Annotated in this window: 25 protein-coding genes and 1 pseudogene; 10 read left to right on the forward strand and 16 right to left on the reverse strand. The window is 32.6% G+C overall.

The genetic code is table 11. From position 1 onward, the window contains the following. The first annotated feature begins 55 nt into the window (after nucleotides 1–55). The 3 genes and pseudogenes from AC3VI6_RS04415 (at nucleotide 56) to bioB (ending at nucleotide 3235) form a co-directional block, all read left to right on the forward strand. Nucleotides 56–628: a hypothetical protein gene (locus AC3VI6_RS04415; RefSeq protein ID WP_497705296.1), complete on the forward strand. Its 573-nt coding sequence runs from the start codon at nucleotides 56–58 to the stop codon at nucleotides 626–628. A 9-nt stretch (nucleotides 629–637) separates the two neighbouring features. Next, nucleotides 638–2071: a flotillin family protein gene (locus AC3VI6_RS04420; RefSeq protein ID WP_299003160.1), complete on the forward strand. Its 1434-nt coding sequence runs from the start codon at nucleotides 638–640 to the stop codon at nucleotides 2069–2071. Nucleotides 2072–2136: 65 nt separating this feature from the next. Next, nucleotides 2137–3235, forward strand: a pseudogene (gene bioB, locus AC3VI6_RS04425) (biotin synthase BioB). A gap of 47 nt (nucleotides 3236–3282) precedes the next feature. Here the strand turns inward: bioB and AC3VI6_RS04430 are convergent. Beyond that, nucleotides 3283–3864 (reverse strand): methyltransferase domain-containing protein, encoded by a 582-nt coding sequence (locus tag AC3VI6_RS04430; RefSeq protein ID WP_497706569.1) that lies wholly within the window; start codon nucleotides 3862–3864, stop codon nucleotides 3283–3285. Nucleotides 3865–3948: 84 nt separating this feature from the next. Here AC3VI6_RS04430 and AC3VI6_RS04435 point away from each other — a divergent pair, with 84 nt between their 5' ends. Further along, a complete protein-coding gene (locus AC3VI6_RS04435) occupies nucleotides 3949–4821 on the forward strand; it encodes a cupin-like domain-containing protein (RefSeq protein WP_299003168.1) in 873 nt (290 codons plus the stop codon). 27 nt (nucleotides 4822–4848) lie between these two features. On the opposite strand, the gene AC3VI6_RS04440 is transcribed toward AC3VI6_RS04435, so the two are convergent. From AC3VI6_RS04440 to panB, 7 genes are all read right to left on the reverse strand, one after another. Beyond that, the gene (locus tag AC3VI6_RS04440) at nucleotides 4849–5226 is read right to left on the reverse strand and encodes a hypothetical protein (protein WP_274634372.1); all 378 of its coding nucleotides are present in this window, start codon (nucleotides 5224–5226) and stop codon (nucleotides 4849–4851) included. A 25-nt stretch (nucleotides 5227–5251) separates the two neighbouring features. Beyond that, nucleotides 5252–5521 (reverse strand): TM2 domain-containing protein, encoded by a 270-nt coding sequence (locus tag AC3VI6_RS04445; RefSeq protein ID WP_299003174.1) that lies wholly within the window; start codon nucleotides 5519–5521, stop codon nucleotides 5252–5254. Nucleotides 5522–5556: 35 nt separating this feature from the next. After that, a complete protein-coding gene (locus tag AC3VI6_RS04450; protein WP_497705297.1) occupies nucleotides 5557–5949 on the reverse strand; it encodes a VOC family protein in 393 nt (130 codons plus the stop codon). 1 nt (nucleotide 5950) lies between these two features. Next, complete coding sequence (locus AC3VI6_RS04455; RefSeq protein WP_497705298.1) at nucleotides 5951–6409, reverse strand: DUF1801 domain-containing protein; 459 nt, start codon at nucleotides 6407–6409, stop codon at nucleotides 5951–5953. Nucleotides 6410–6433: 24 nt separating this feature from the next. Beyond that, on the reverse strand, nucleotides 6434–7393 hold the full coding sequence (locus AC3VI6_RS04460) for a 2-hydroxyacid dehydrogenase (RefSeq protein WP_497705299.1): 960 nt from the start codon (nucleotides 7391–7393) through the stop codon (nucleotides 6434–6436). A 59-nt stretch (nucleotides 7394–7452) separates the two neighbouring features. Further along, nucleotides 7453–7674 (reverse strand): four helix bundle protein, encoded by a 222-nt coding sequence (locus AC3VI6_RS04465; RefSeq protein WP_497705300.1) that lies wholly within the window; start codon nucleotides 7672–7674, stop codon nucleotides 7453–7455. Between the two features lie 144 nt (nucleotides 7675–7818). After that, nucleotides 7819–8637, reverse strand: a complete 819-nt coding sequence (panB, locus tag AC3VI6_RS04470) for a 3-methyl-2-oxobutanoate hydroxymethyltransferase (RefSeq protein WP_497705301.1) — start codon at nucleotides 8635–8637, stop codon at nucleotides 7819–7821. Between the two features lie 166 nt (nucleotides 8638–8803). Between panB and AC3VI6_RS04475 the strand changes: the two genes are divergently transcribed. The 5 genes from AC3VI6_RS04475 (at nucleotide 8804) to AC3VI6_RS04495 (ending at nucleotide 11807) form a co-directional block, all read left to right on the forward strand. Further along, complete coding sequence (locus tag AC3VI6_RS04475; RefSeq protein WP_497705302.1) at nucleotides 8804–9277, forward strand: nuclear transport factor 2 family protein; 474 nt, start codon at nucleotides 8804–8806, stop codon at nucleotides 9275–9277. A 4-nt stretch (nucleotides 9278–9281) separates the two neighbouring features. Further along, entirely contained in the window at nucleotides 9282–10205 is a 924-nt protein-coding gene (locus tag AC3VI6_RS04480) for a TolB family protein (protein ID WP_497705303.1), read from the forward strand. 15 nt (nucleotides 10206–10220) lie between these two features. Further along, the gene (locus AC3VI6_RS04485; RefSeq protein WP_497705304.1) at nucleotides 10221–10793 is read left to right on the forward strand and encodes a sigma-70 family RNA polymerase sigma factor; all 573 of its coding nucleotides are present in this window, start codon (nucleotides 10221–10223) and stop codon (nucleotides 10791–10793) included. Between the two features lie 4 nt (nucleotides 10794–10797). After that, a complete protein-coding gene (locus tag AC3VI6_RS04490; protein WP_274634381.1) occupies nucleotides 10798–11058 on the forward strand; it encodes a hypothetical protein in 261 nt (86 codons plus the stop codon). A gap of 107 nt (nucleotides 11059–11165) precedes the next feature. Next, on the forward strand, nucleotides 11166–11807 hold the full coding sequence (locus AC3VI6_RS04495; RefSeq protein ID WP_299004493.1) for an O-methyltransferase: 642 nt from the start codon (nucleotides 11166–11168) through the stop codon (nucleotides 11805–11807). Nucleotides 11808–11867: 60 nt separating this feature from the next. On the opposite strand, the gene AC3VI6_RS04500 is transcribed toward AC3VI6_RS04495, so the two are convergent. After that, nucleotides 11868–12251: a PLP-dependent aminotransferase family protein gene (locus tag AC3VI6_RS04500; protein WP_497705305.1), complete on the reverse strand. Its 384-nt coding sequence runs from the start codon at nucleotides 12249–12251 to the stop codon at nucleotides 11868–11870. Nucleotides 12252–12261: 10 nt separating this feature from the next. Then, nucleotides 12262–12987, reverse strand: a complete 726-nt coding sequence (locus AC3VI6_RS04505) for a histidine decarboxylase (protein ID WP_497705306.1) — start codon at nucleotides 12985–12987, stop codon at nucleotides 12262–12264. Nucleotides 12988–13153: 166 nt separating this feature from the next. On the opposite strand from AC3VI6_RS04505, the gene AC3VI6_RS04510 reads away from it, so the two are divergent. Continuing rightward, nucleotides 13154–13618 carry an Lrp/AsnC family transcriptional regulator gene (locus AC3VI6_RS04510; protein ID WP_435253774.1) on the forward strand — a complete coding sequence of 155 codons (465 nt, stop codon included), beginning with the start codon at nucleotides 13154–13156 and terminating at the stop codon, nucleotides 13616–13618. Between the two features lie 29 nt (nucleotides 13619–13647). Here the strand turns inward: AC3VI6_RS04510 and AC3VI6_RS04515 are convergent, their stop codons facing one another. The 6 genes from AC3VI6_RS04515 to AC3VI6_RS04540 form a co-directional block, all read right to left on the reverse strand. After that, a complete protein-coding gene (locus tag AC3VI6_RS04515; protein ID WP_497705307.1) occupies nucleotides 13648–13926 on the reverse strand; it encodes a Sec-independent protein translocase subunit TatA/TatB in 279 nt (92 codons plus the stop codon). Between the two features lie 96 nt (nucleotides 13927–14022). Further along, on the reverse strand, nucleotides 14023–14316 hold the full coding sequence (locus tag AC3VI6_RS04520) for a FoF1 ATP synthase subunit delta/epsilon (RefSeq protein WP_274634385.1): 294 nt from the start codon (nucleotides 14314–14316) through the stop codon (nucleotides 14023–14025). A 44-nt stretch (nucleotides 14317–14360) separates the two neighbouring features. Beyond that, nucleotides 14361–15872 (reverse strand): F0F1 ATP synthase subunit beta, encoded by a 1512-nt coding sequence (atpD, locus tag AC3VI6_RS04525; RefSeq protein WP_408026155.1) that lies wholly within the window; start codon nucleotides 15870–15872, stop codon nucleotides 14361–14363. A gap of 169 nt (nucleotides 15873–16041) precedes the next feature. Next, a complete protein-coding gene (locus tag AC3VI6_RS04530) occupies nucleotides 16042–17397 on the reverse strand; it encodes an OmpA family protein (protein ID WP_497705308.1) in 1356 nt (451 codons plus the stop codon). 119 nt (nucleotides 17398–17516) lie between these two features. Beyond that, on the reverse strand, nucleotides 17517–18710 hold the full coding sequence (gene kbl / locus AC3VI6_RS04535) for a glycine C-acetyltransferase (RefSeq protein WP_497705309.1): 1194 nt from the start codon (nucleotides 18708–18710) through the stop codon (nucleotides 17517–17519). 46 nt (nucleotides 18711–18756) lie between these two features. Continuing rightward, nucleotides 18757–21882 (reverse strand): UvrD-helicase domain-containing protein, encoded by a 3126-nt coding sequence (locus AC3VI6_RS04540; RefSeq protein ID WP_497705310.1) that lies wholly within the window; start codon nucleotides 21880–21882, stop codon nucleotides 18757–18759. Nucleotides 21883–21959: the final 77 nt, after the last annotated feature.

A 21959-nucleotide genomic window follows, 5' to 3' on the forward strand; every position in this document is an offset into this window, starting at 1 on the left:
TTGTCGATTTCAGGCAATTTATATACTTTTAGTAACTCATTTAAATAATTGCTTTATGATGGAATGGTTTTCTGAATTAACCGCTTTTCAACAAGTTTATTGGGGAACAGCAGGTGTATTTACACTAATTTTTGTATTTGTTCTTATTGGCAGCTTTATAGGCGCCGATACTGATGATATTGGTGATATTGATACTGAGATAGATGCCGACACTGGTGCTGGATTTCAATTTTTTACCTTTAAAAATATGGTTGCATTTTTCACCATTTTTGGGTGGAGTGGTATTGCTAGTATGGATGCTGGTAATTCAAACACAATCACGCTACTTATTTCTGTGATTTGCGGATTGATCATGATGACTATCATGGCAACCTTATTCTACTATATTAGTAAACTAACAGATAGCGGTACCTTACAAATGAAAAATGCACTAAATCAAATTGGCGAAGTGTATTTAACCGTAGGAGCAAATCGCTCTAAAATGGGAAAAGTGCACATAAAAGTACAAAACTCACTTCGTGAACTTGATGCCTTAACAGATAATGATACCGACTTAACACAAGGCATGGTTGTTAAAGTAATCGAAGTTACCTCAAACGGAATATTAATTATTGAATCTCAAAAATAAAAATTGACTATGTTAAAAGTTACTTTATTACAAATTGATGGCTTTGGATTTGCAGGCCCTATTGGACTTGTTATTGCCATTCTATTTATTTTTATCTTACTAATAACTTTAATAAAACGCTACAAAAGATGTCCTTCTGACAGAATTTTAGTAGTGTATGGTAAAGTTGGTGGCGGACAATCAGCGAAATGTATTCACGGGGGGGCTGCGTTTATTTTCCCTGTAATTCAAGATTACGAATTTTTAGATTTAACACCAATTTCTATTGAAGTAAACTTAGTAAATGCACTTTCTAAACAAAACATTCGTGTAAATGTGCCTTCTCGTTTTACCATCGGGGTTTCTACCGAGCCAGGAGTAATGCAAAATGCTGCTGAACGTTTACTTGGTTTAGCAATGAACGATGTTCAAGAATTAGCCAAAGAAATCATTTTTGGTCAATTACGTTTAGTGGTTGCTTCTATGGATATTGAAGAAATCAACTCTGATAGAGATAAGTTTTTAACTAACATTTCACAAAGTGTTGAGTCGGAATTAAAAAAGGTTGGTTTAAAATTAATCAACGTAAATATTACTGATATTGTTGACGAATCAGGGTATATCGAAGCATTAGGTAAAGAAGCTGCTGCACATGCAATCAACGCTGCACGTAAATCAGTTGCTGAAAAAAACAGAGATGGTTCTATTGGGGAAGCAAATGCTGTACAAGATGAAAGAACTCAAGTTGCTGCTGCTAATGCAAAAGCTGTTGATGGTGAAAACACTGCAAAAATTGAAGTAGCAAACTCGAATGCATTAAGAAGACAACGAGAAGCAGAAGCAGAACGTTCTGCAATTGCATCAGAAAAAGTACAATCGGCAAAAGCATTAGAAGAAGCCTATGCTGCAGAACAAGAAGCTGAAAAAGCCAGAGCTGAAAGAGAAAGAGCTTCTCAAATGGCAGATATTATTGTACCTGCAGAGATTGATAAAAACAAAGTAGAAATTGATGCGGAGGCGGAAGCAGAAAGAATTCGTAGAAAAGCAAAAGGAGAGGCTGATGCTATCTTATTTAAAGCACAAGCAGAAGCACAAGGTCTATACGAAGTATTAACTAAGCAAGCTGCCGGTTTAGATCAAATAGTAAAAGCTGCCGGAAACGATTCGCAAAACGCAGCCTTATTATTAATTGCTGATAAATTACCTGAACTAGTAAAATTACAATCAGAAGCTATTAAAAATATTAAGATTGATAAAGTTACTGTTTGGGAAAACGGAGGAGGAAAAGATGGAAAAACCTCAACATCTAACTTTATTTCAGGAATGTACAATGCAGTACCGCCATTACAGGAAATGTTTAACATGGCAGGCATGCAATTGCCCGATTATTTAAAAGGGAAAGAACTTCCAAATAGTGATGAAAAAGTAATCGATCAAGGCGATTCTCCTTCCGAAGAAAAATAAGACTCATAAAATTCCGCTTTCGTAGCGGAATTTTTTATTTTTACCACCACAAACAACTCGAATTTATGAATGAAATTAGACACGATTGGACGAAAGAGGAAATTCTAGAAGTATACAATAAGCCTTTAATGGAGCTTTTGTACGAAGCTTCAACTATACACAGAAAATATCACGACCCAAACACAGTACAGGTAAGCACCTTAATCTCAATTAAAACTGGTGGATGTTCAGAAGATTGTGGATATTGTCCGCAAGCAGCACGTTATCATACCAATGTTGAAGGAAATGATTTGATGACTGTAAACCAAGTTAAGGCACAAGCTTTACGTGCCAAAGAAGGTGGATCATCAAGAGTTTGTATGGGTGCAGCTTGGAGAAACGTAAAAGACGGACCAGAATTTGACCAAGTGTTAGAAATGGTGCGTACTATTAACAAGCTAGACATGGAAGTTTGTTGTACCTTAGGTATGGTTACCGAAAATCAAGCAAAACGTTTAGCCGAAGCTGGTTTGTATGCTTATAACCACAATATTGATACTTCAGAAGATTATTACGATGATGTAATTTCTACACGTGCCTTTAAAGATAGAGTAGACACTATTGAAAATGTACGTAAAACCAATGTAACGGTTTGTTCTGGAGGAATTATTGGTATGGGAGAATCGTTAGAAGACAGAGCTGGAATGCTTGAAACGTTAACTCGTTTTTCTCCACACCCTGAATCTGTACCAATTAACGCATTAGTTGCCGTTGAAGGTACTCCGTTAGAAGAGCAACCTCCTGTAAACATTTTTGAAATGGTTCGTATGGTAGCAACTGCTCGTATTGTGTTACCAGACTCACAAGTACGTTTATCAGCAGGTAGAACTCAAATGAGTAGAGAAGGTCAAGCAATGTGTTTTTTTGCTGGAGCAAATTCTATTTTCGCTGGAGATAAATTATTAACAACTCCGAATCCTGATATTAATGAAGACATGAAAATGTTTGAAGAGTTAGGATTGAACACACAAAAACCATTCTTTAAGCACGAGCAAAGAGAATCGGTTGAAGCTAAAGATTCTCAATTTGAAGCTTTAGGTGAAAATCCTAAATCGAACCAGACCTGAGCATAAAATTGAGCGTAACGAACAAAAAAAGCAAGAAGCTAAAGCTTTAAGAAGTTAATTCTAAGCTAGCGACAACATATAAAATAGCCATCAAGTACTTGATGGCTATTTTTTTATCATTTTTATAAACAATTCCATTCCTTGTCTAGTTTTTGAGGAATTGTAGCAAGCCTCCATTTTATCTATAGTAAAATAAGGTCTAAAATATTCCTCATATTCTTGTTTACTACCTCCAAAAGGTGGATGATCTTCATTCAATTGAGCATCAAACAACAAGCCAACTAATTTTCCTTTTTCAGTAAGTAATTCACTTGTTTTTTGTGCATATTCTGCTCGTAATTCTGGGTTGATAGCACAGAAGAAAGTCTGTTCTATGATTAAATCAAAAGCGCTTTCTAACTCAAAAAAATTAGCATGAATCAGGTTTTCCTTTGGAAAATTAGGAACTCTTTTTTGAATTCTCTTTAAAGGTTCTTCGGCGATATCAACCACATAAACATTGGTAAAACCTAAGTTGAACAAATATTCTGCTTCATAAGAATTTCCTCCTCCAGGAATCAGAATCCGTAAACTTTTATCTTCTAACTGATTAAAATACTCTTTTAATGGGTTAGAGATTTCTCCTAAATCCCACCCTGTTTTATTATTCAAATATTTATTATTCCAAAAAGTCTCAGATAATTCAATCATTGTATTAACTTTATTATACCACAAATTTAAGAATAAAGTGTCATAACGATTTCTTAACTTTGCTCTTTTAAACAACATGTTATGGGATTAAATCTTTCTCAAATTGAAAGAGTCGAAACAATTACCAAAGAAGACTTTATCAAGAATTATTTTAAACCGCAAAAACCTGTGGTTATTGAACGTTTTATTGAAGATTGGCCAGCCTATTCTAAATGGTCTTTAGAATACATGAAAGAAGTAGCAGGCGATAAAACGGTACCTTTATACGATGACAGACCTGTTGATTATAAAGATGGTTTTAACGAACCTCATGCGACCATGAAAATGAGTGAGTATGTTGATTTATTAAAACGTGAACCAACTAAATTTAGGATTTTCTTATGGAACATTTTAAAAGAAGTACCTCAATTACAAAAAGACTTTAAATTTCCTGATTTTGGTCTAAGTTTAATGAAAGGCTTACCGATGTTATTTTTTGGCGGACGTGATTCGTACACCTTTATGCACTATGATATTGATTTAGCTAACATTTTTCACTTTCACTTTGAAGGAAAAAAGAAGTGTATTTTATTCGATCAAAAGCAAAACAAATACTTATATAAAATTCCGCATTCATTAATTACTCGTGAAGATATTGATTTTAACGATCCTGATTTTGAAAAATGGCCTGCATTAAAAAATGCCAAAGGTTATGTTGCTGAATTAGAGCACGGAAATGTTTTGTATATGCCTGAAGGATATTGGCATTATATGCGCTATGTAACCCCAGGTTTTTCAATGAGTTTACGTGCCATTGCTCGTAACCCTAAAAACTTAGGAAAGGCTGTTTATAATGTATTTATTATGCGTACAATAGATAATGTGATGCGTCGTATTAAAGGTCAAAAATGGATTGATTGGAAAAACGAACAAGCCATTATTAAAACAAACAAAGCAAATAATATTGCCTCATAAAAAAAGCGCCTAATAGGCGCTTTTTTATTATTTCTTTCCAAAAAGTCGTTGAAAAAAACTTTTTGTTTTGGTTTTAGTTTCTTGAAATTCTTCTTTAGCATCTTCTGCAAAATCGGCTAGATGTTCACTAGCTTCTCCTGCAACTTCTGAAGCTTTTTCAGTTATATCTTCTAATACTTCTTTTGCTTCATTGGTTAATTCATTTGCTTTTTCTTTAGCTTTCTGAATTGATTCATCGGAAATAATTTCTTCAACTTTTTCTTTTACATCTTCTACTATATCTACTAAATGTTCACCAGCTTCTCCTGCTAAATTACTTGACTTTTCTGTTATATTATCCATAACTTCTTTAGCTTTATCTAGCCCTTTGTTTAGGCTATCATTGGTGTTTTTATTTTCAGACATAGTATTAAAAATTAAAAAAGAATGTTTAGAACCAACCTCTATGATTTACTTGATATGTTTCAATAAAATCATCATCTGATTTTGTTAAATAAATGATTCCTTCAATAAAAGGAATAATTCCAGCAAACCCACAAGTTATAATCGTAGCTATAATTTGTATGATACCTTCTTTAGTGTACCCTAACACAAATTTGTGTATTCCAATTGATCCAATTAGAATAGCTAAGATACCTGCTAACACTCGCTTACTTTCTTGATTAGGAACAGTATTCCCATTTTCGTCAATTACATTCATTTTTTTAATTTTTTATTTATTAGACGGTGCTAAATTTATAAAAAAGCTTCGTCTTTTGGCTCCCATAACTCAATTTTATTTCCATCTAAATCTACAATCCATCCAAACTTTCCATAATCATACTCTTCTATCTTATCCATTACCTTAACCCCCTTTTCCTTAAGATCTTCTAATAATTCAACTAAATTTTCTACCCGATAGTTAAACATAAAATCTTTTTTAGATGGCTCAAAATAGTTCGTGTCTTTTGTAAACGGGCTCCATTGTGTAGATGCTTTTTTGTCTTCATTATCTTTCCACCAAAATGTACAACCCCAATCATCTGTATTAAAACCTAAGTTCTTCTTATACCAATCTTTTGTTGCTTTTGGGTCTTCTGTTTTAAAGAAAACACCTCCTATACCAGTTACTTTACCTTTTTTCTTCATCTTATTTCTTTTTTTCAACTGATTCATAAGTAGAAACCCATTCATCAACAGACATTTTAGTACACAATTCAGCAATTAATTCATACGGAATGTCATCCAGCTTTTTAAAACGTATACAACTTTTACCCATGTCTAATTTTCGTTTCGCATGTTTTGGGTATTCAGCTACAAACCAATCGTGTAAATCTTTATTTGCATAGATTCCACTATGGTATAAATTCACTGAATTCTTCTGCGAAGCTAAATTCATAAAAGGTAACGGAAGTTTAGGGTCACAATGATACCCGTCCGGATATATTGAATGCGGAACATAATACCCAATCATCTTATAATTGATTCCTTCTTCAAAACCTTCAGGTAAGTTTTCCTTAATTATATTTCGTAGTTTTTGTAAAACTTCTTGACGTTCTTCAGGAAGTTGAGAAATATATTCTTCTACTGTAGATGCTTCATACTTCATGTTACATGAATTTAAAGCTACAAGTTAGCAAAATTTCTCTCTAATTTTATCAACTATCGTTTGTGCTAGTTTTTCTTTACTTTCTATAGTCCAACCTGCTACATGAGGAGAAAGCAACACATTTTCAGCATTGATTAAATATTTAAAAGCTTTTGGTACTTCGGCTACGCTCAGCACCCCATCTTTTGTTTTAAACAGGTTTTCGAAAGATTTTTTCTCATACTCCAATACATCCAATCCTGCACCTAATACTTTTCCTGATTTTAAAGCCTCAACCAAGTCTTTTGTTACTACAGATTTTCCTCTCGCCGTATTTAACAACCAAAAAGGAGTTGAAAAATTAGCTATGAATTCCGCATCAATTATATTTGTTGTTAATGCTGTTTGTGGAGTATGCAAACTTAGAACATCTGCTCTTTTTTGTAGTTCTTCTAAAGAAACTTGAGCACAGTTTTCATCACCAACATTTGGTTTGATATCGTAACAAATAACATTTACATCAAAACCTCTAAGCTTTTTAGCAAATGCCTTACCCATATTACCATAACCAATAATTCCTACGGTTTTTCCGTCTAACTCAATTCCTCGATTTTCTTCTCGTAACCATTTACCTTCGCGAACTTCTTTATCTGCCTTGTTCAATTTATTAAAAAGCGATAGCAACATTCCTAACGTATGCTCTCCAACTGCATTTCGATTACCTTCTGGGGCAGAAATAAGCACTATTCCTTTTTCTTCAGCATATTCACAATCGATATTTTCTAAACCAGCACCTACTCGTCCAATAAACTTCAAGTTTGTTGCTTTGTCTAAAAACTGCTTATCAATTGTAAAACGACTACGAATTATAATTCCATCGTACTCATGAATTTTTGCTTCAATTTCTGATTTACTAGAAGTATAATCCTCGTGATTTTCAAAACCTAACTCTTGAAGTTGTTTTATTAATAAAAGATGGTTTGTATCTAAATGAAGTATTTTCATTAAAATAGATTTGTTGGATTTTTAGATCTTTAGATTTTTGGATAGTTTAATGGCTGGATCTAGACTAATGTTGAATTGAATTTAGACATCATTTTCACTATACTCATAAGAATTTCTGTATGTTTTTCTAAATCATTTGAAGAAATAAAACCCAAATCATAACTAAGTAATAATTGAGTTTCAACCTCATAACATGAACCTAATGCAATGACCAAAAATCTAGAAAAATCTTTATTGGATGTTCTTGAGCAACCTTCAGCTATATTTGAAGGAATTGACACAGAAGCTCTTCTTAATTGAGATACTAATAAATACCTTTACAAAAAGACCTGCTCACTTGCCAAAATTTAAAATCCTTGTATCTGTGCATCTCTTAACTTCTAGAAATTGAATAATCCAACTATCTAAAAATCCAATAATCTAAATTAATATTGTTCGTTTTCGTTTGGAAAGTCCTTGCTTTTTACATCAGCTATAAACTGTTCAAAAGCATTTGTCATTTCGGTATGTAAATCTAAATATCTACGTAAAAAACGTGGATTAAATTCGTGAGTCATACCTAACATATCATGCATTACCAATACTTGACCATCTACTCCACCACCGGCACCAATTCCTATTACAGGAATCGTTAATGCTTCTGCTACTTTTTGAGCCAATTTAGCTGGCACTTTTTCAAGTACTATTGCAAAACATCCTAATCTTTCTAACATTAAAGCATCTTGCATAAGCTTTTCTGCTTCTTCCTCTTCTTTTGCTCTTACTGTATAAGTACCAAATTTGTATATAGACTGTGGAGTTAATCCTAAATGCCCCATTACTGGAATTCCTGCATTTAAAATTCTTTTGATTGAATCTTTTATTTCTTTTCCTCCTTCTAATTTAATCGAATGCGCTCCACTTTCTTTCATAATTCGAATAGCAGAACGTAATGCTTCTTTAGGGTCAGATTGATAGCTACCAAAAGGTAAATCAACCACAACCAAACAACGGTCAATTCCTCTTACAACAGAACTTGCATGGTAAATCATTTGATCTAAAGTAATAGGCAATGTAGTTTCATGACCTGCCATTACATTGGATGCAGAATCACCTACCAAAATCACATCAATCCCTGCTCCATCAACAATTTTTGCCATGGTATAATCGTATGCCGTAAGCATCGATATTTTTTCTCCGTTGGCTTTCATCTCAACAAGAGATTTTGTAGTAATTCTTTTATATTGTTTTTTTGCTGCTGACATTTCTTTTGTTTTATAGATTGTAAAAATACACAATTATTCACTGGTTTTATTTATTACATTTTTATAACCTGTTTAATTCTCTTTTTTTTAACGCCGTTAATCTTGTGTTAATTAAATTTTAGCCCTTTATTTTTTTAATAGCTTTACCTAACTAAATCAAACTAAAATGCAAAAGATATTCACTTTACTTATTGTTTTTGTAATTTCTACTGTTGTAAATGCTCAAGAAGATCTTCAAGAGAAAGCCATAAAAAACACCGTTGAAACCTTTTTTGAAGGCTTGCATAAAGGTGATAGTACAATCGTAAGTTCTACTTTACACCCAACAATTACTATTCAAACTACATTTACCAATAAAGAGGGGAAAAATGTATTAGTTACCGAAAGTAAAAACAAGTTATTAACTAGTATCGCTAATAAAAAACCTGAACATACTTATTTAGAAAAGTTACTATCATGGGATATAAAAATTGATGGAAATTTAGCTTCTGTATGGACTCCTTATGAATTTTATTTAGACAATAATTTTAGTCACTGCGGAGCAAATTCATTTCAACTTTTTAACAACAACGGTAAATGGGAAATTATTTACTTAGTTGATATGAGACGTAGAAGTGATTGTGAAGCTAATAAACAATAAATACATGAAAAAGTTCAGTTTATTTTTCTTACTTTTTTCTTGTTTCAGTTTTGCTCAAGAATCAAAATTATTTCATCCAGAATTGTTTAATGGTTTACCAAACGTCAGAGATTTTTCAATGAGTAAAAATCAAGATGAATTTTATTTTACCGTTGAAAGCTACTTGAAAGAATACTCATTTATAGCTTATTCAAAAAAAGTAAATGGAAAATGGCAAAAACCTGAAGTTGCTAGTTTTTCTGGGCAGTATAAAGATTTAGAGCCTTTCCTTTCTCCTAACGGATTACAACTCTTTTTTGCTTCTAACAGAAAAGACAACTCCTCTGGCGAAATAAAAAATGACATGGATATATGGTATGTTACAAGAAATTCTTTGGAGGATGCATGGTCAGAACCTATAAATATTGGAACGCCTGTAAACACAAATGCCGATGAATTTTATCCCTCAGTAACCGAAAAAGGCAATTTATTTTTCACTGCAGAATACAAAGACAACACCACAGGAAAAGAAGATATTTACGTAAGTAGATTGGTGAATGGAGTATACACAAAACCAACTCCACTAAGTTCAGGAGTGAATTCAGATAAATATGAATTTAATGCCTTTGTTGCACCTGATGAAAGTTTTATAATTTTTACCTCTTACGGTAGAAAAGATGATTTAGGCAGAGGTGATTTGTACATCAGTAAAAAAGGAACCAATAACGAATGGTTACCTGCTACTCATTTAACAAGTATTAACTCTAATAAACTAGACTACTGTCCGTTTGTCGATTTACAAACGAATACCTTGTATTTTACTTCTAGTACTTCTTCTATTCCTAAAGTGCTTCCTGAAAAATTGACTTTGTCAGAATTTAAAGAGTATTTGAATACTAACCCTAATGGATTGAGTAGAGTTTATGTTAGTCCTTTCAGTAAAAAATAACCTATCTTTGAAAAGATGAGCCAATCGAATCCTACAAATATTTTATTTCCTAATAAATGGGTAGACAATTATGCTGATTATTTGTTTAATTACGCTATTGCTCGTGTAAACAACTCAAATATTGCTAAAGATTTAGTGCAGGAAACTTTTTTTGCTGGATTAAAATCTGCTAAAAATTTTGAAGGAAAATCTAGTGAAAGAACCTGGTTGGTTTCCATTTTAAAAAGAAAAATTATTGACTATTATCGAAAAATAAATTCTAAAAAAGGACAAGCTGAAATTAGAATGAGCTTTTATGATAGTGGTGATAATGAAGGAAATTGGATTGAAGAACGCGTTCCTCAATCATGGAATAATGAAGCTGAAAAGAACATTGAAAATGAAGAACTAAAAAATCAGTTAGATAAATGTATTGATAGCCTTCCTGAAAAATATGCAATGGTTTTTAAAATGAAAACTATTCAACAATTTGAAACAGAAGATATTTGTAAGGAACTAAATATTACTCCGTCAAACTTATGGGTAATGATACATAGAGCAAGAACACAACTAAGAAACTGTATGGAGCAAAACTGGTTTAATAAGTAAAAAGATGTTTAAATTTTTTAAAATTACATGTGATGAAGCCACTACTATTTGTGATAAAAGCCAATATGGTGAAGCCTCAATATATGAAAGAATTCAGCTTAGTTGGCATTTAGTAGTTTGTAAAATATGCATTTTGTACTCTAAACAAAACAGAAAAATGTCTGATATTTTAAAACTAAAATCAGGCAATTGTAAAAAAAATAACCCTTGTTTTTCTCAGAAAGAAAAAGAAGCTTTAAAAGAACAATTAAATAACTTTAATTAATAAGTTTGGTTTTTATAACCAATTTTTGATTTTTTGTTAGATTGAAACGGAATTTATTGTAGCGATAAATTCCGTTTTTTTAATTTTGCCACAGAAAAAATAATCACATGCACTTTTTACCAGAAAAACTAGATAATTACGTTGTTGAGCATTCTCAAGCTGAACCTAAACTACTACAAGAATTAAGTAGAGAAACTTGGCAAAAAGTATTAAATCCGCGTATGCTAAGTGGTGCTTTTCAAGGTAGAGTTTTATCAATGATTTCTAAATTAGTACAACCAACAACTATTTTAGAGATAGGTACATACACTGGGTATTCTGCTTTATGTTTAGCTGAAGGACTTTCAAAAGATGGAATGATTCATACGATTGATAAAAATGAGGAATTGGAAGAATTGCAACACAAATATTTTCAAAAATCAGAATACAAAGATCAAATAACTCAATATGTTGGAAACGCCATAGACATTATTCCTACAATTGATGCTAAGTTTGATTTGGTATTTATTGATGCCGATAAATCTAATTATGTAAACTATTTTCATTTGATTATCGAAAAAATGAACAAAGGAGGTATCATTTTATCTGATAATGTGCTTTGGAGCGGTAAAGTAATTGAGGAGCTAGATCCTAAAGATATAGACACAAAAGTGCTTCTTGAATATAATAGACTTTTAAATGAAGATAGCCGCTTAGAAACGGTTTTATTACCTATACGCGACGGATTAACAATTAGTAGAGTTATTTAAAACAAAAAGGTAAATCATATGATTTACCTTTTTGTTTTTATGAAAAGATGAAATTAAAATTTAATTACATGTTAATCTTTCTGCAATAAATAGTTCTTTTTTGTAATCTTCAATAAAAGCATCTATTTGCCATTCTTCAGTTCCTGGAACACATATAATATGCGCCATATCATTTTCTGAAGCTAACTGATACTTTTTACATAAAATATCTGAAGGTTTATCTAACACAACAGTTAATGCTTCATTATTTCTCCATGCATTAACACCTATCTCTTTTAACTTTTGTTCTGTATAAGCAGCCAATTCTTGTGATTTTTTTGTTCTTGAAATTAACCCTTCTTTTCCGTGCTTTTCTATAAAAGCCCATAATAATAAAGGTGTTAATCCATTTCTTGATCCTGTAATTGTAGTATCTAAAGTTCCTACATACGAAACTGAGTTCACAATTCTATCTCTATGTTTTCTCTTTGCTAAAACTATTCCACAAGGTATTGGCTCCTCCAATGAATTTATGTCCAGATATAGAAATACTATCAATCCCTTCAGCAAAGTCAAATTTTGGTTTTGGTTCAACAAAAGGAGCTATACATCCTAAAAATGCAGCATCACAATGAATATAATAATCTTTGATAGCGTACTTTTTAATAATTGCTTTAATTCTATCTAAATCATCAACAGCTTCTGTCATGGTAGTTCCAATATTTAAAAAGAAAACTGCTGGTTTATCTCTGTGTAATGTTATCAAATTCTCTAAATCTTCATAATCCATTTCTCCATTATCTTGACTTCTAACAACGATATTCTTTAAGTTTAATAAGTGTAAATTCTTTTTAACACTATAATGTGTAGATTCACTATAATAAACTACCGGATTATTAAAACTCTCACGTGCTAAATAAAGACCATATAGATTTCCTTCAGTTCCTCCATTCGTTACATAACCCCATACATCTTTGGTTGAAGATGATAATATATCAGCAAAAAAACTAACTACTTCTCGCTCTATATCTTTTGTATCAATAGATAATGTAGAAGGAGATTCTGGATCACCCACATTGTTTATACATACATTTAAAAAAGGTGCAAATTCGCTGTAATTGAAATCCTTTGCTAAAGGATACCCAAGAAAGTTAGCTGAAGCATCACTAATTCTGTCATAAATGTCTTTTATTCTACTCATAACTACCTATTTTTAAATATTAATAAATTACTTAACAAATATATTCTTAAAGTATAAAAATCTGCAACAACACTACCAATAAAGAAAAAACACCTATTTTTAACCTTTAAAAAGATTAAATTTCTTTTTAAATTCTGAAAATCATTTTAAAACAGAAAAACATACCATGCATCAACTAGATAATGTAGATAAAAAGCTATTAGAAGAATTGCAAAATGACTGTAAGCAATCTATAAAACAACTAGCCAACAAGGTAAACCTATCTATAACACCTACTCACGAACGTGTAAAAAAGATGGAGGCTAACGGAATTATAGATAAATACGTGGCTTTAGTAAACTTGGAAACTATTAATAAGAGTTTAATTGTTTATTGTCAAGTTACTTTAGTAAAACATCAAGAAAGTGCTTTTAAAGAATTTGAAGAGTACATGTCTAAAATAGATGAAATAGTAGAGGTGTCTTATATAGCTGGTGTGTATGACTTCTTGTTAAAAGTTGTTTTGAAAGACATGAATGAATATCAGGATTTTGTGCTAAAAAAATTATCGCAGTTAGAAATAATATCGAATATTCAGAGCTCATTTGTAATGAAGCAAGTTAAGAACACTACAAAAATAAAATTGACATAATTCTTAGGAAGTATGTCAATTTTATTGATTTAACGGCTTCTTTTTATAGGGCCTGTAAAATCATCAATATTATCTTTTACTTCGTTAATTTCATTGTTTATGTCTTTAACAAAGTCTGTATCTATACCTTGATTTTTTGCACTGTCATTAATCTCTCGCTTAATGTCGTTTGTTGCATCTTTAATTTGACGCATTCCCTTTCCTAGCCCTCTTGCTATTTCAGGAATTTTATCAGCCCCAAATAACATAACTACGATTAACAAGATTACAAAAATCTCTGGTTCATCCAATAAATAAAAATATTCCATTCATCACTGCAAAGATAGTTAAATTCAATGTCCTATACTTTATTGAATAAAAAAAAGCAACCAAATTGGTTGCTTTTTTATTTTATATAAAATGCATTAGTCTGCAAGAATAATCACTTTATTATCTTTCATTTCAAGAGTTCCTGATTTGATTTTTAAAGTTAATACTTTATCATCTTCTGGTAATCTTTCAATGTTTGCATGTAAATCATCAAAAACTAAATGAGTTTGAGTGTGTACATGTACTTTTATTCTTCCTTCAGTTAAAATAGACACTACTGGTGCGTGATTATTTAACATCTGAAATTCTCCATTTACACCTGGCACTGCTACAGAATCAACTTCTGATGAAAACAAGATAGCTTCTGGTGTTACAATTTCTAAATACATATTTTAATGCTTTAGGGCTTTAAGCTATTGCTTAAGGCAATTAATTACGCTTCTGCTAACATTTTCTCTCCAGCATCGATTGCTTCTTGAATCGATCCTTTTAAGTTGAATGCTGCTTCAGGATACTTATCTAATTCACCATCCATAATCATGTTGAATCCTTTGATCGTATCTTTAATATCTACTAACACCCCTGGAATTCCTGTAAACTGCTCTGCTACGTGGAATGGTTGAGATAAGAAACGTTGTACACGACGTGCTCTGTGAACTACTAACTTATCTTCTTCAGATAATTCTTCCATACCTAAAATGGCGATAATATCTTGTAATTCTTTATAACGTTGTAAAATTTCTTTTACTCTTTGTGCACAGTTATAGTGCTCATCTCCTAAAATATCAGCAGTTAAAATTCTTGATGTAGAATCTAATGGATCAACAGCTGGGTAAATACCTAACTCGGCAATCTTACGAGATAATACTGTAGTAGCATCTAAGTGAGCAAACGTTGTTGCTGGTGCTGGATCCGTTAAATCATCCGCAGGTACGTAAACCGCTTGTACAGATGTAATAGATCCTTTCTTAGTAGAAGTAATACGTTCTTGCATTGCTCCCATCTCTGTTGCTAATGTTGGTTGGTAACCTACCGCAGATGGCATACGACCTAATAATGCCGATACCTCAGAACCTGCTTGTGTAAAACGGAAGATATTATCTACGAAGAATAACACATCTTTTCCTTGTGCTTCACCTGCTCCATCACGGAAATACTCAGCAATTGTTAATCCAGATAAAGCTACACGAGCACGTGCTCCTGGTGGCTCATTCATCTGACCGAATACAAAAGTTGCTTTAGAATCTCTCATTCCTGGCTTATCAACTTTAGATAAATCCCATCCTCCGTCTTCCATAGAATGCATGAAGTCATCACCATATTTGATAATTCCAGACTCTAACATCTCACGTAATAAATCGTTTCCTTCACGAGTTCTTTCACCTACACCAGCAAATACAGATAAACCTCCGTGTCCTTTTGCGATGTTGTTAATTAACTCTTGAATTAATACAGTTTTCCCTACTCCTGCTCCTCCAAACAATCCAATTTTACCTCCTTTTGCATAAGGTTCAATTAAATCGATTACTTTAATTCCTGTAAATAGTACTTCGGTAGAAGTTGATAATTCTTCAAATTTTGGTGCTTGACGGTGAATTGGCAAACCTGCATCACCTTCTTTAGGTAAATCTCCTAATCCATCAATAGCATCACCTGTTACATTAAATAAACGACCGTAGATATCATTACCTATTGGCATTTGAATTGGGTTACCAGTAGCAAATACTTCTTGCCCTCTTTGTAAACCATCAGTTGCATCCATAGAAATGGTACGAACTGTATCTTCACCAATGTGTTGTTGAACTTCTAAAACTAAAGTTGAACCGTCTGCTTTTTTAATTTCTAACGAATCATAAATCTTTGGCAATTCAGCATTTTCTGTATTAAACTCAACATCGATTACTGGACCAATAATTTGAGAAACTTTACCTGTTATTGTAGACATTACTATATGTAATTAAAGTTATTTTATTTACTATATGAGTTTTAACTCATTTTTTCAAGGTGCAAAGGTAATTTTTTTAGTGGAATTTAAAAAACCTTTCGAAGTATTTTTCCATAAAAAAAAGCCTCACGAATGTGAGGCCTTTATTGATGTTATAATTGTAACTAAATTACTTTACTAATTTAATCTCAACACGTCTGTTTTCAGCTCTACCAGCTCTTGTTTTGTTATCAGCGATTGGGTAGTCTTCACCAAATCCAGCAGAAGTTAATCTTTTTGAATCAATTCCTCCTTTAGTGATTAAGTAATCTAAAACAGCTTTAGCTCTTTTTTCAGATAATCTTTGGTTTAAAGAGTTAGATCCTGAACTATCAGTGTGACCTTGAATGCTAAAGTTAGCTTTAGGGTACTCCTTCATAATCCCTGCAATTAAATCTAATTTACCTGTAACTCCTTTTCTGAATGAAGCTTTCCCTGAGTTAAAGTAGATAGCTCTTGCAAACTCGTTTAATTGCTTAACAGCTTCTTTCTTGATTACTACTTCAGGACATCCGTTGTTAGATGCTACACCTGCTTCGTTTGGACATTTATCGTCTTTGTCTAATACTCCGTCTCCGTCAGTATCTGGCCAAGGACATCCGTTGTTAGCAGCTGAACCAGCAGTGTTAGGACACTTATCTTTTCCGTCTACAACACCGTCTCCATCAGCATCAGGACATCCGTTGTTAGCTTTAGTTCCTTTTTCAGTTGGACAAGCATCATCTTTATCAGCGATACCATCTCCATCTGCATCAGGACATCCGTTTAAAGCAGCTAAACCAGCAACTTCTGGACATGCATCGTCAGAATCTTTGATTCCGTCTCCGTCAGTATCAGGACATCCGTTGAATTCTTTTAATCCAGCAACTTCTGGACAAGCATCTTCTTTATCGTATACTCCGTCTCCGTCAGTATCTTTTCCTCCGAATTTGAATACTAAACCGATTGAGTGTTGGAAATGATCTTTTACTTTATCAGCAAACTCTTTCTTACCTCCTGTTTGGAAGTTTAACCCTAAGTTGTCGTTAAACCAAACGTTGAATCCAGCACCAGCATTTAACATACCTTCACCTAAATCATCAATAGAAGTATAACCTCCACCAACATATACATAAGGATCCCACCATCCAGTGTGTCCAAATAAGTTGTTCATGTCATACTTTACGTTAGCATCAATAGCCCAGTAAAGCATATCTGAATCATTCTCTGTGTAAACAGTTTCAATTTTGTTTAAAGACCCTGCTAATTGTAATGTAAACCCATCGTTTAAGTATCTATCAACAGTTACTCTTGAGATAGATGGTAAGATGTTCCAGTCACTAGTACCGATATAATCTTTAGCATAATCTCCAAATTTAGAAGGGACTCTAATGTCTACTGCATTAACCCCGAAACCAACCGCCCAAGGGTTGTCTGAATCCTGCGCGCTTACGTTTACAGAAGCAAACGCAAATAAAGCCATCACAGCTAATTTTAATTGTTTCATTATTAAAAATTTAAATTAAAAGTTCGTTTATATATTACGCAAATGTAAGTTGTTAAAACTTATTTACAAAAACAAATCTACAAAAACTTACAACAAATGCAAGTTTTTGAACGACTAATTTATATCACTTTAAGCTCTTTTCCAACCTTGATAAATGCGTTTATTGCCTTATCTAAGTGCTCTTTTTCATGAGCTGCTGATAACTGTACTCGAATTCTTGCTTGTTCTTTTGGCACTACTGGATAAAAGAAACCTATCACATAAATACCTTCTTCTAATAACTTATTCGCCATTACTTGCGATAACTTTGCATCGTATAACATTACAGGCACAATAGCAGCATCAGCTCCTACTAAATCAAAACCTGCTTTTTCCATTTCTGTACGGAAATAGTTGGTGTTCCACTCTAATTTATCGCGTAACGATGTATCGTTTGATAATAAATCAAATACCTTTAAAGACGCTCCTACAATAGCAGGCGCTAATGAGTTTGAGAATAAATACGGACGAGAACGTTGGCGTAAAATTTCAATAATTTCTTTTTTACCTGTTGTATATCCTCCCATTGCTCCTCCAAGAGCTTTCCCTAGAGTTCCGGTAACGATATCAACACGATTCATTACATTTTTTAACTCTACTGTTCCTCTACCTGTTTTTCCAATAAATCCAGCGGCATGACATTCGTCTACCATTACCATAGCATCGTACTTATCAGCTAAATCACATATTTCATCTAACTTTGCTACGATTCCATCCATAGAGAAAACACCATCAGTTACAATAATTTTAAAGCGATGACCTTTTTTATTCGCTTCAATTAATTGCTCTTCTAATGAAGCCATATCATTATTATTATATCTGTAACGTGCCGCTTTACACAAACGTACTCCATCAATAATAGAAGCATGGTTTAAACTATCAGAAATAATAGCATCTTCACTTGTTAATAATGGTTCAAAAACACCTCCATTTGCATCAAAAGCTGCAGCGTATAATATAGTGTCTTCCGTAGTATAAAAATCAGCAATCTTTTTTTCTAATTGCTTATGAATATCTTGCGTACCACAAATGAAACGTACAGATGACATTCCAAAACCATGAGTATCCATAACATCTTTTGCTGCTTGAATTACTTCTGGGTTATTCGACAACCCTAAATAATTATTAGCACAAAAGTTGATTACCTCTTCTCCTGTAGAGATTTTAATAACCGCATCTTGCGACGAAGTAATAATGCGCTCTGATTTATATAATCCAGCATCTTTAATATCCTGAATTTCTTGTTGTAATTGTTCTTTAATTTTTCCGTACATAATTTATGTTTGAAAGTTGTTTGCTATGAGAGGTCAAAGTTAGGTTTTAAACTTCTTCAACCAAAATTTCTTCATCAATATATATGAGGAGTTTCTTCTGAACTTTAAAATTCATCGTTTGCAATACTCTTGCATACTTTAATAATTGTTGATGATATACTTTGGAAGGCTTTCCTGTTTTATAATCAATAATCACTACTTCATTATCTTGATTAAACACCAATCGGTCTGGAATTACAATTTGACCATCGACATCTACAATTTCACGTTCATTATAAACTGTTACCTCATCCGAAAAATAATCTTGTAACAATGGATGATTTATAATTTGCCGAATCTTTTTAGTTATTTCTTTTGTTTTTTCTTTCGGAAGGATTCCTTGCTGTTCATACCTTAAAACTACTTCATTAATATCTTCTTTGGTCATCACTTCCGCCATCATTTCATGGATTAAGTTACCAAACTCAATGGCTTTTCCTTGTTCAGTATCCCATAATTTAGAAGCACTAGCCAACATTTGAATATTGTGCTCTTGCCAAGGAGTAGAAATAAACGTTTCTTGAATTTCAGTTGCGTTATTCTGTTCTTTGGATTCACTTACTCTTTCATGAGTACCAATAGTATATTCTAGCTGATCATCAATCCATAAATTTTGAGATTTTAAGTAATTAATAAAAACCCCTGAGTAAAAATTCGTATTCTCTTCTCCTTTCGAAGAAATTTTCTTTTCGGTTATAACATGCAATTGCTCTACCGCTCTTGTCAATGCAACATATAACAAATTAAAATTATCTAACTCTAACTCCTCTCGCTGTTGCTGATAAATCTCCGAACCGCGGTCGTTTACATAGTTCAAATCTTTATTGAAGGGAACTAATAATTCTTTAAATCCATCAAAATTATCGGGTAATTCATCTAACCAAACTTTCGGATTGACTTGTCGATACACATCTAAATCATAGGGAAAAATTACCACCGGGAATTCCAATCCTTTTGATTTGTGTATCGTCATCACTTGTACCGCATTTCCACTCTCTGGAGCCACAATACTCAACTTATCTTTTTTATCTGACCAAAAGTCTAAAAACTCTTGAATACTTGTTCCTCTTCGTTGTTGTTCCAACACCACATCTAAGAAAAATTGCACATAGGCATCTGAAGAAGTAATTAATTGAAAACCTCTGATAATCTCTTCTACTTTTTCATAAAAAGGTAGCTGATGAAAAGTTGATAATTCAAAAGTAGTTCCGTAGTTTTTTAACTGTTGAAAAATGGCTTCATTAGGTTGACTAATCGACTCGGCAATAAACGAATGTTTATGTTCTGTAACTTTTAAATGTTCTTGCAAAAAATAGAGCATTTCTAAGCATGTTTCTTTATCATTCGGATGTTGAATTACCTGTAAAACATCCATAATAAACTTGACTTTAGAACTATTTTCTAACAATAAAGTTTCTGAAGAAATGATATCAATTCCATTTTCTGACAAATAATTTGCAACCGCAATTCCATCTTTCTTTTTTCGAACCAGAATACAAATTTCATTCAGCGAAAACTCTTTTTCTAATCTTTTGACAAGCTCTAGAACTTTCTTCGGATATTTTATCTGTTCATCTTCTTTTTCATCTTCTTTTTCCAAAAAAGTCAGCGATACACAACCTCCTTTTTTTGAGTTTTCTAACTGCTTATTTCCATCAATAAACAATTGTTTATAGGATTCATTTTGCAAGAAATTTGCTGTATGTTGAAAAAACTGATTGTTAAAATTTATTACCTCAGCATAACTCCTAAAATTAGTTTCTAAAGTTTTTACTTCTTTCGAAATATGAAACGGATTGTCTTTTTCTGATCCTAAACCAATAAATTGTTCAGACTTTCCTCCACGCCAACGATAAATTGCCTGTTTACCATCACCTACCAACAACAAATTACTGTTTTCTTGCGCCAGCGCATTATCAATCAGCGGAATTAAATTTTGCCACTGCAAAGTGGAAGTATCTTGCATTTCATCAATAAAATAATGCATGAATCGTTGCCCAATACGTTCGTAAATAAATGGTGCAGGTTGGTCTTTAATATTATCAGAAATCAACTGATTGAACTCTGCGTTTAGTCGTAAGTTATTTTCTTCTTTTAAGTGTGAAAGTTCTTGATTGATATTGTTTAAAACCGCTAAAGGAATCAAACTTTTTAATGCCAAATTATTCATCAAAAATTGCTGATATAACCTTTCCGACTCCATATACAATTGAAGTAACTCTGGCAAAATTCCTTCGATAGCTGCTTTTATATCCTCTGACTTTGACTTGGCATAAAAATTATTTTCTTCAATTCGTTCTCGAAGAGCACTTTCGTCAAAAAACTTCGCTTTTTCAGGATTTTGAGATAACGCTAAAAAATGATTAGGCAGCATTGAACGATAAAAGTCATTATGCACTAAATGCATACTTTCAATCATTTTTAACGCTTCTTCTCCAATTTCTTTCCAACGTTTTTTTATTTCTTTTTGATGTTTGGATAGTTTTGTTTTTAAATTGGTAAAATCAGCGAGCTGTTTATCTGCTAATTTTCTAAAATGCTCTGTATCGTCTTCATTCAATAAAATTTTAGAAAACTCATTTAGTTCACGAGAAATATCCCACGATTTATCATCATCAGCTTTATCTAATGAAAAATCAATCAACAACTTTGTTAAAGCTTCATCGGTTCCAATTTTTGAAATGAGTACATCTACCGCTTCATTTAACAATGAAACTGCATCCATCTCAACTTCAAAGTTGAGTGGCAGCCCCAAATCGTATGCGAAACTCTTGATGATTTTATGCGTAAAACTATCAATCGTAGTGATTGAAAACGCGGCATAATTCCGAAGAATTTCGTCTAATATTTTTTTACTTCGATCTTTAACAACAGTTCTGTCAAGCGAAGTTTCCTTCAAAATTACCTCTAACAAATCGTTATTTTCTCCTTCTGAAAAAACTTCTAAGTTTTGCAACACACGCTCTTTCATTTCACCGGCAGCTTTGTTGGTGAATGTAATTGCCAATATTTTTTGAAAACGGAAAATATCTTCAGATTGCAGCAAAACTTTTAGATACTCTTTTACTAAAGTGAATGTTTTACCGCTACCTGCCGAAGCGTTATATACCTGAAAATTTGATGGATTTTGCAACAAAATGAAAATATAATTGAGCTAGCAATTTAACCAAAAAAAAGATTCCCGCTTTCGCAAGAATCATAATTTTGTGC

This window comes from Tenacibaculum sp. TB-56 (assembly GCF_059716275.2).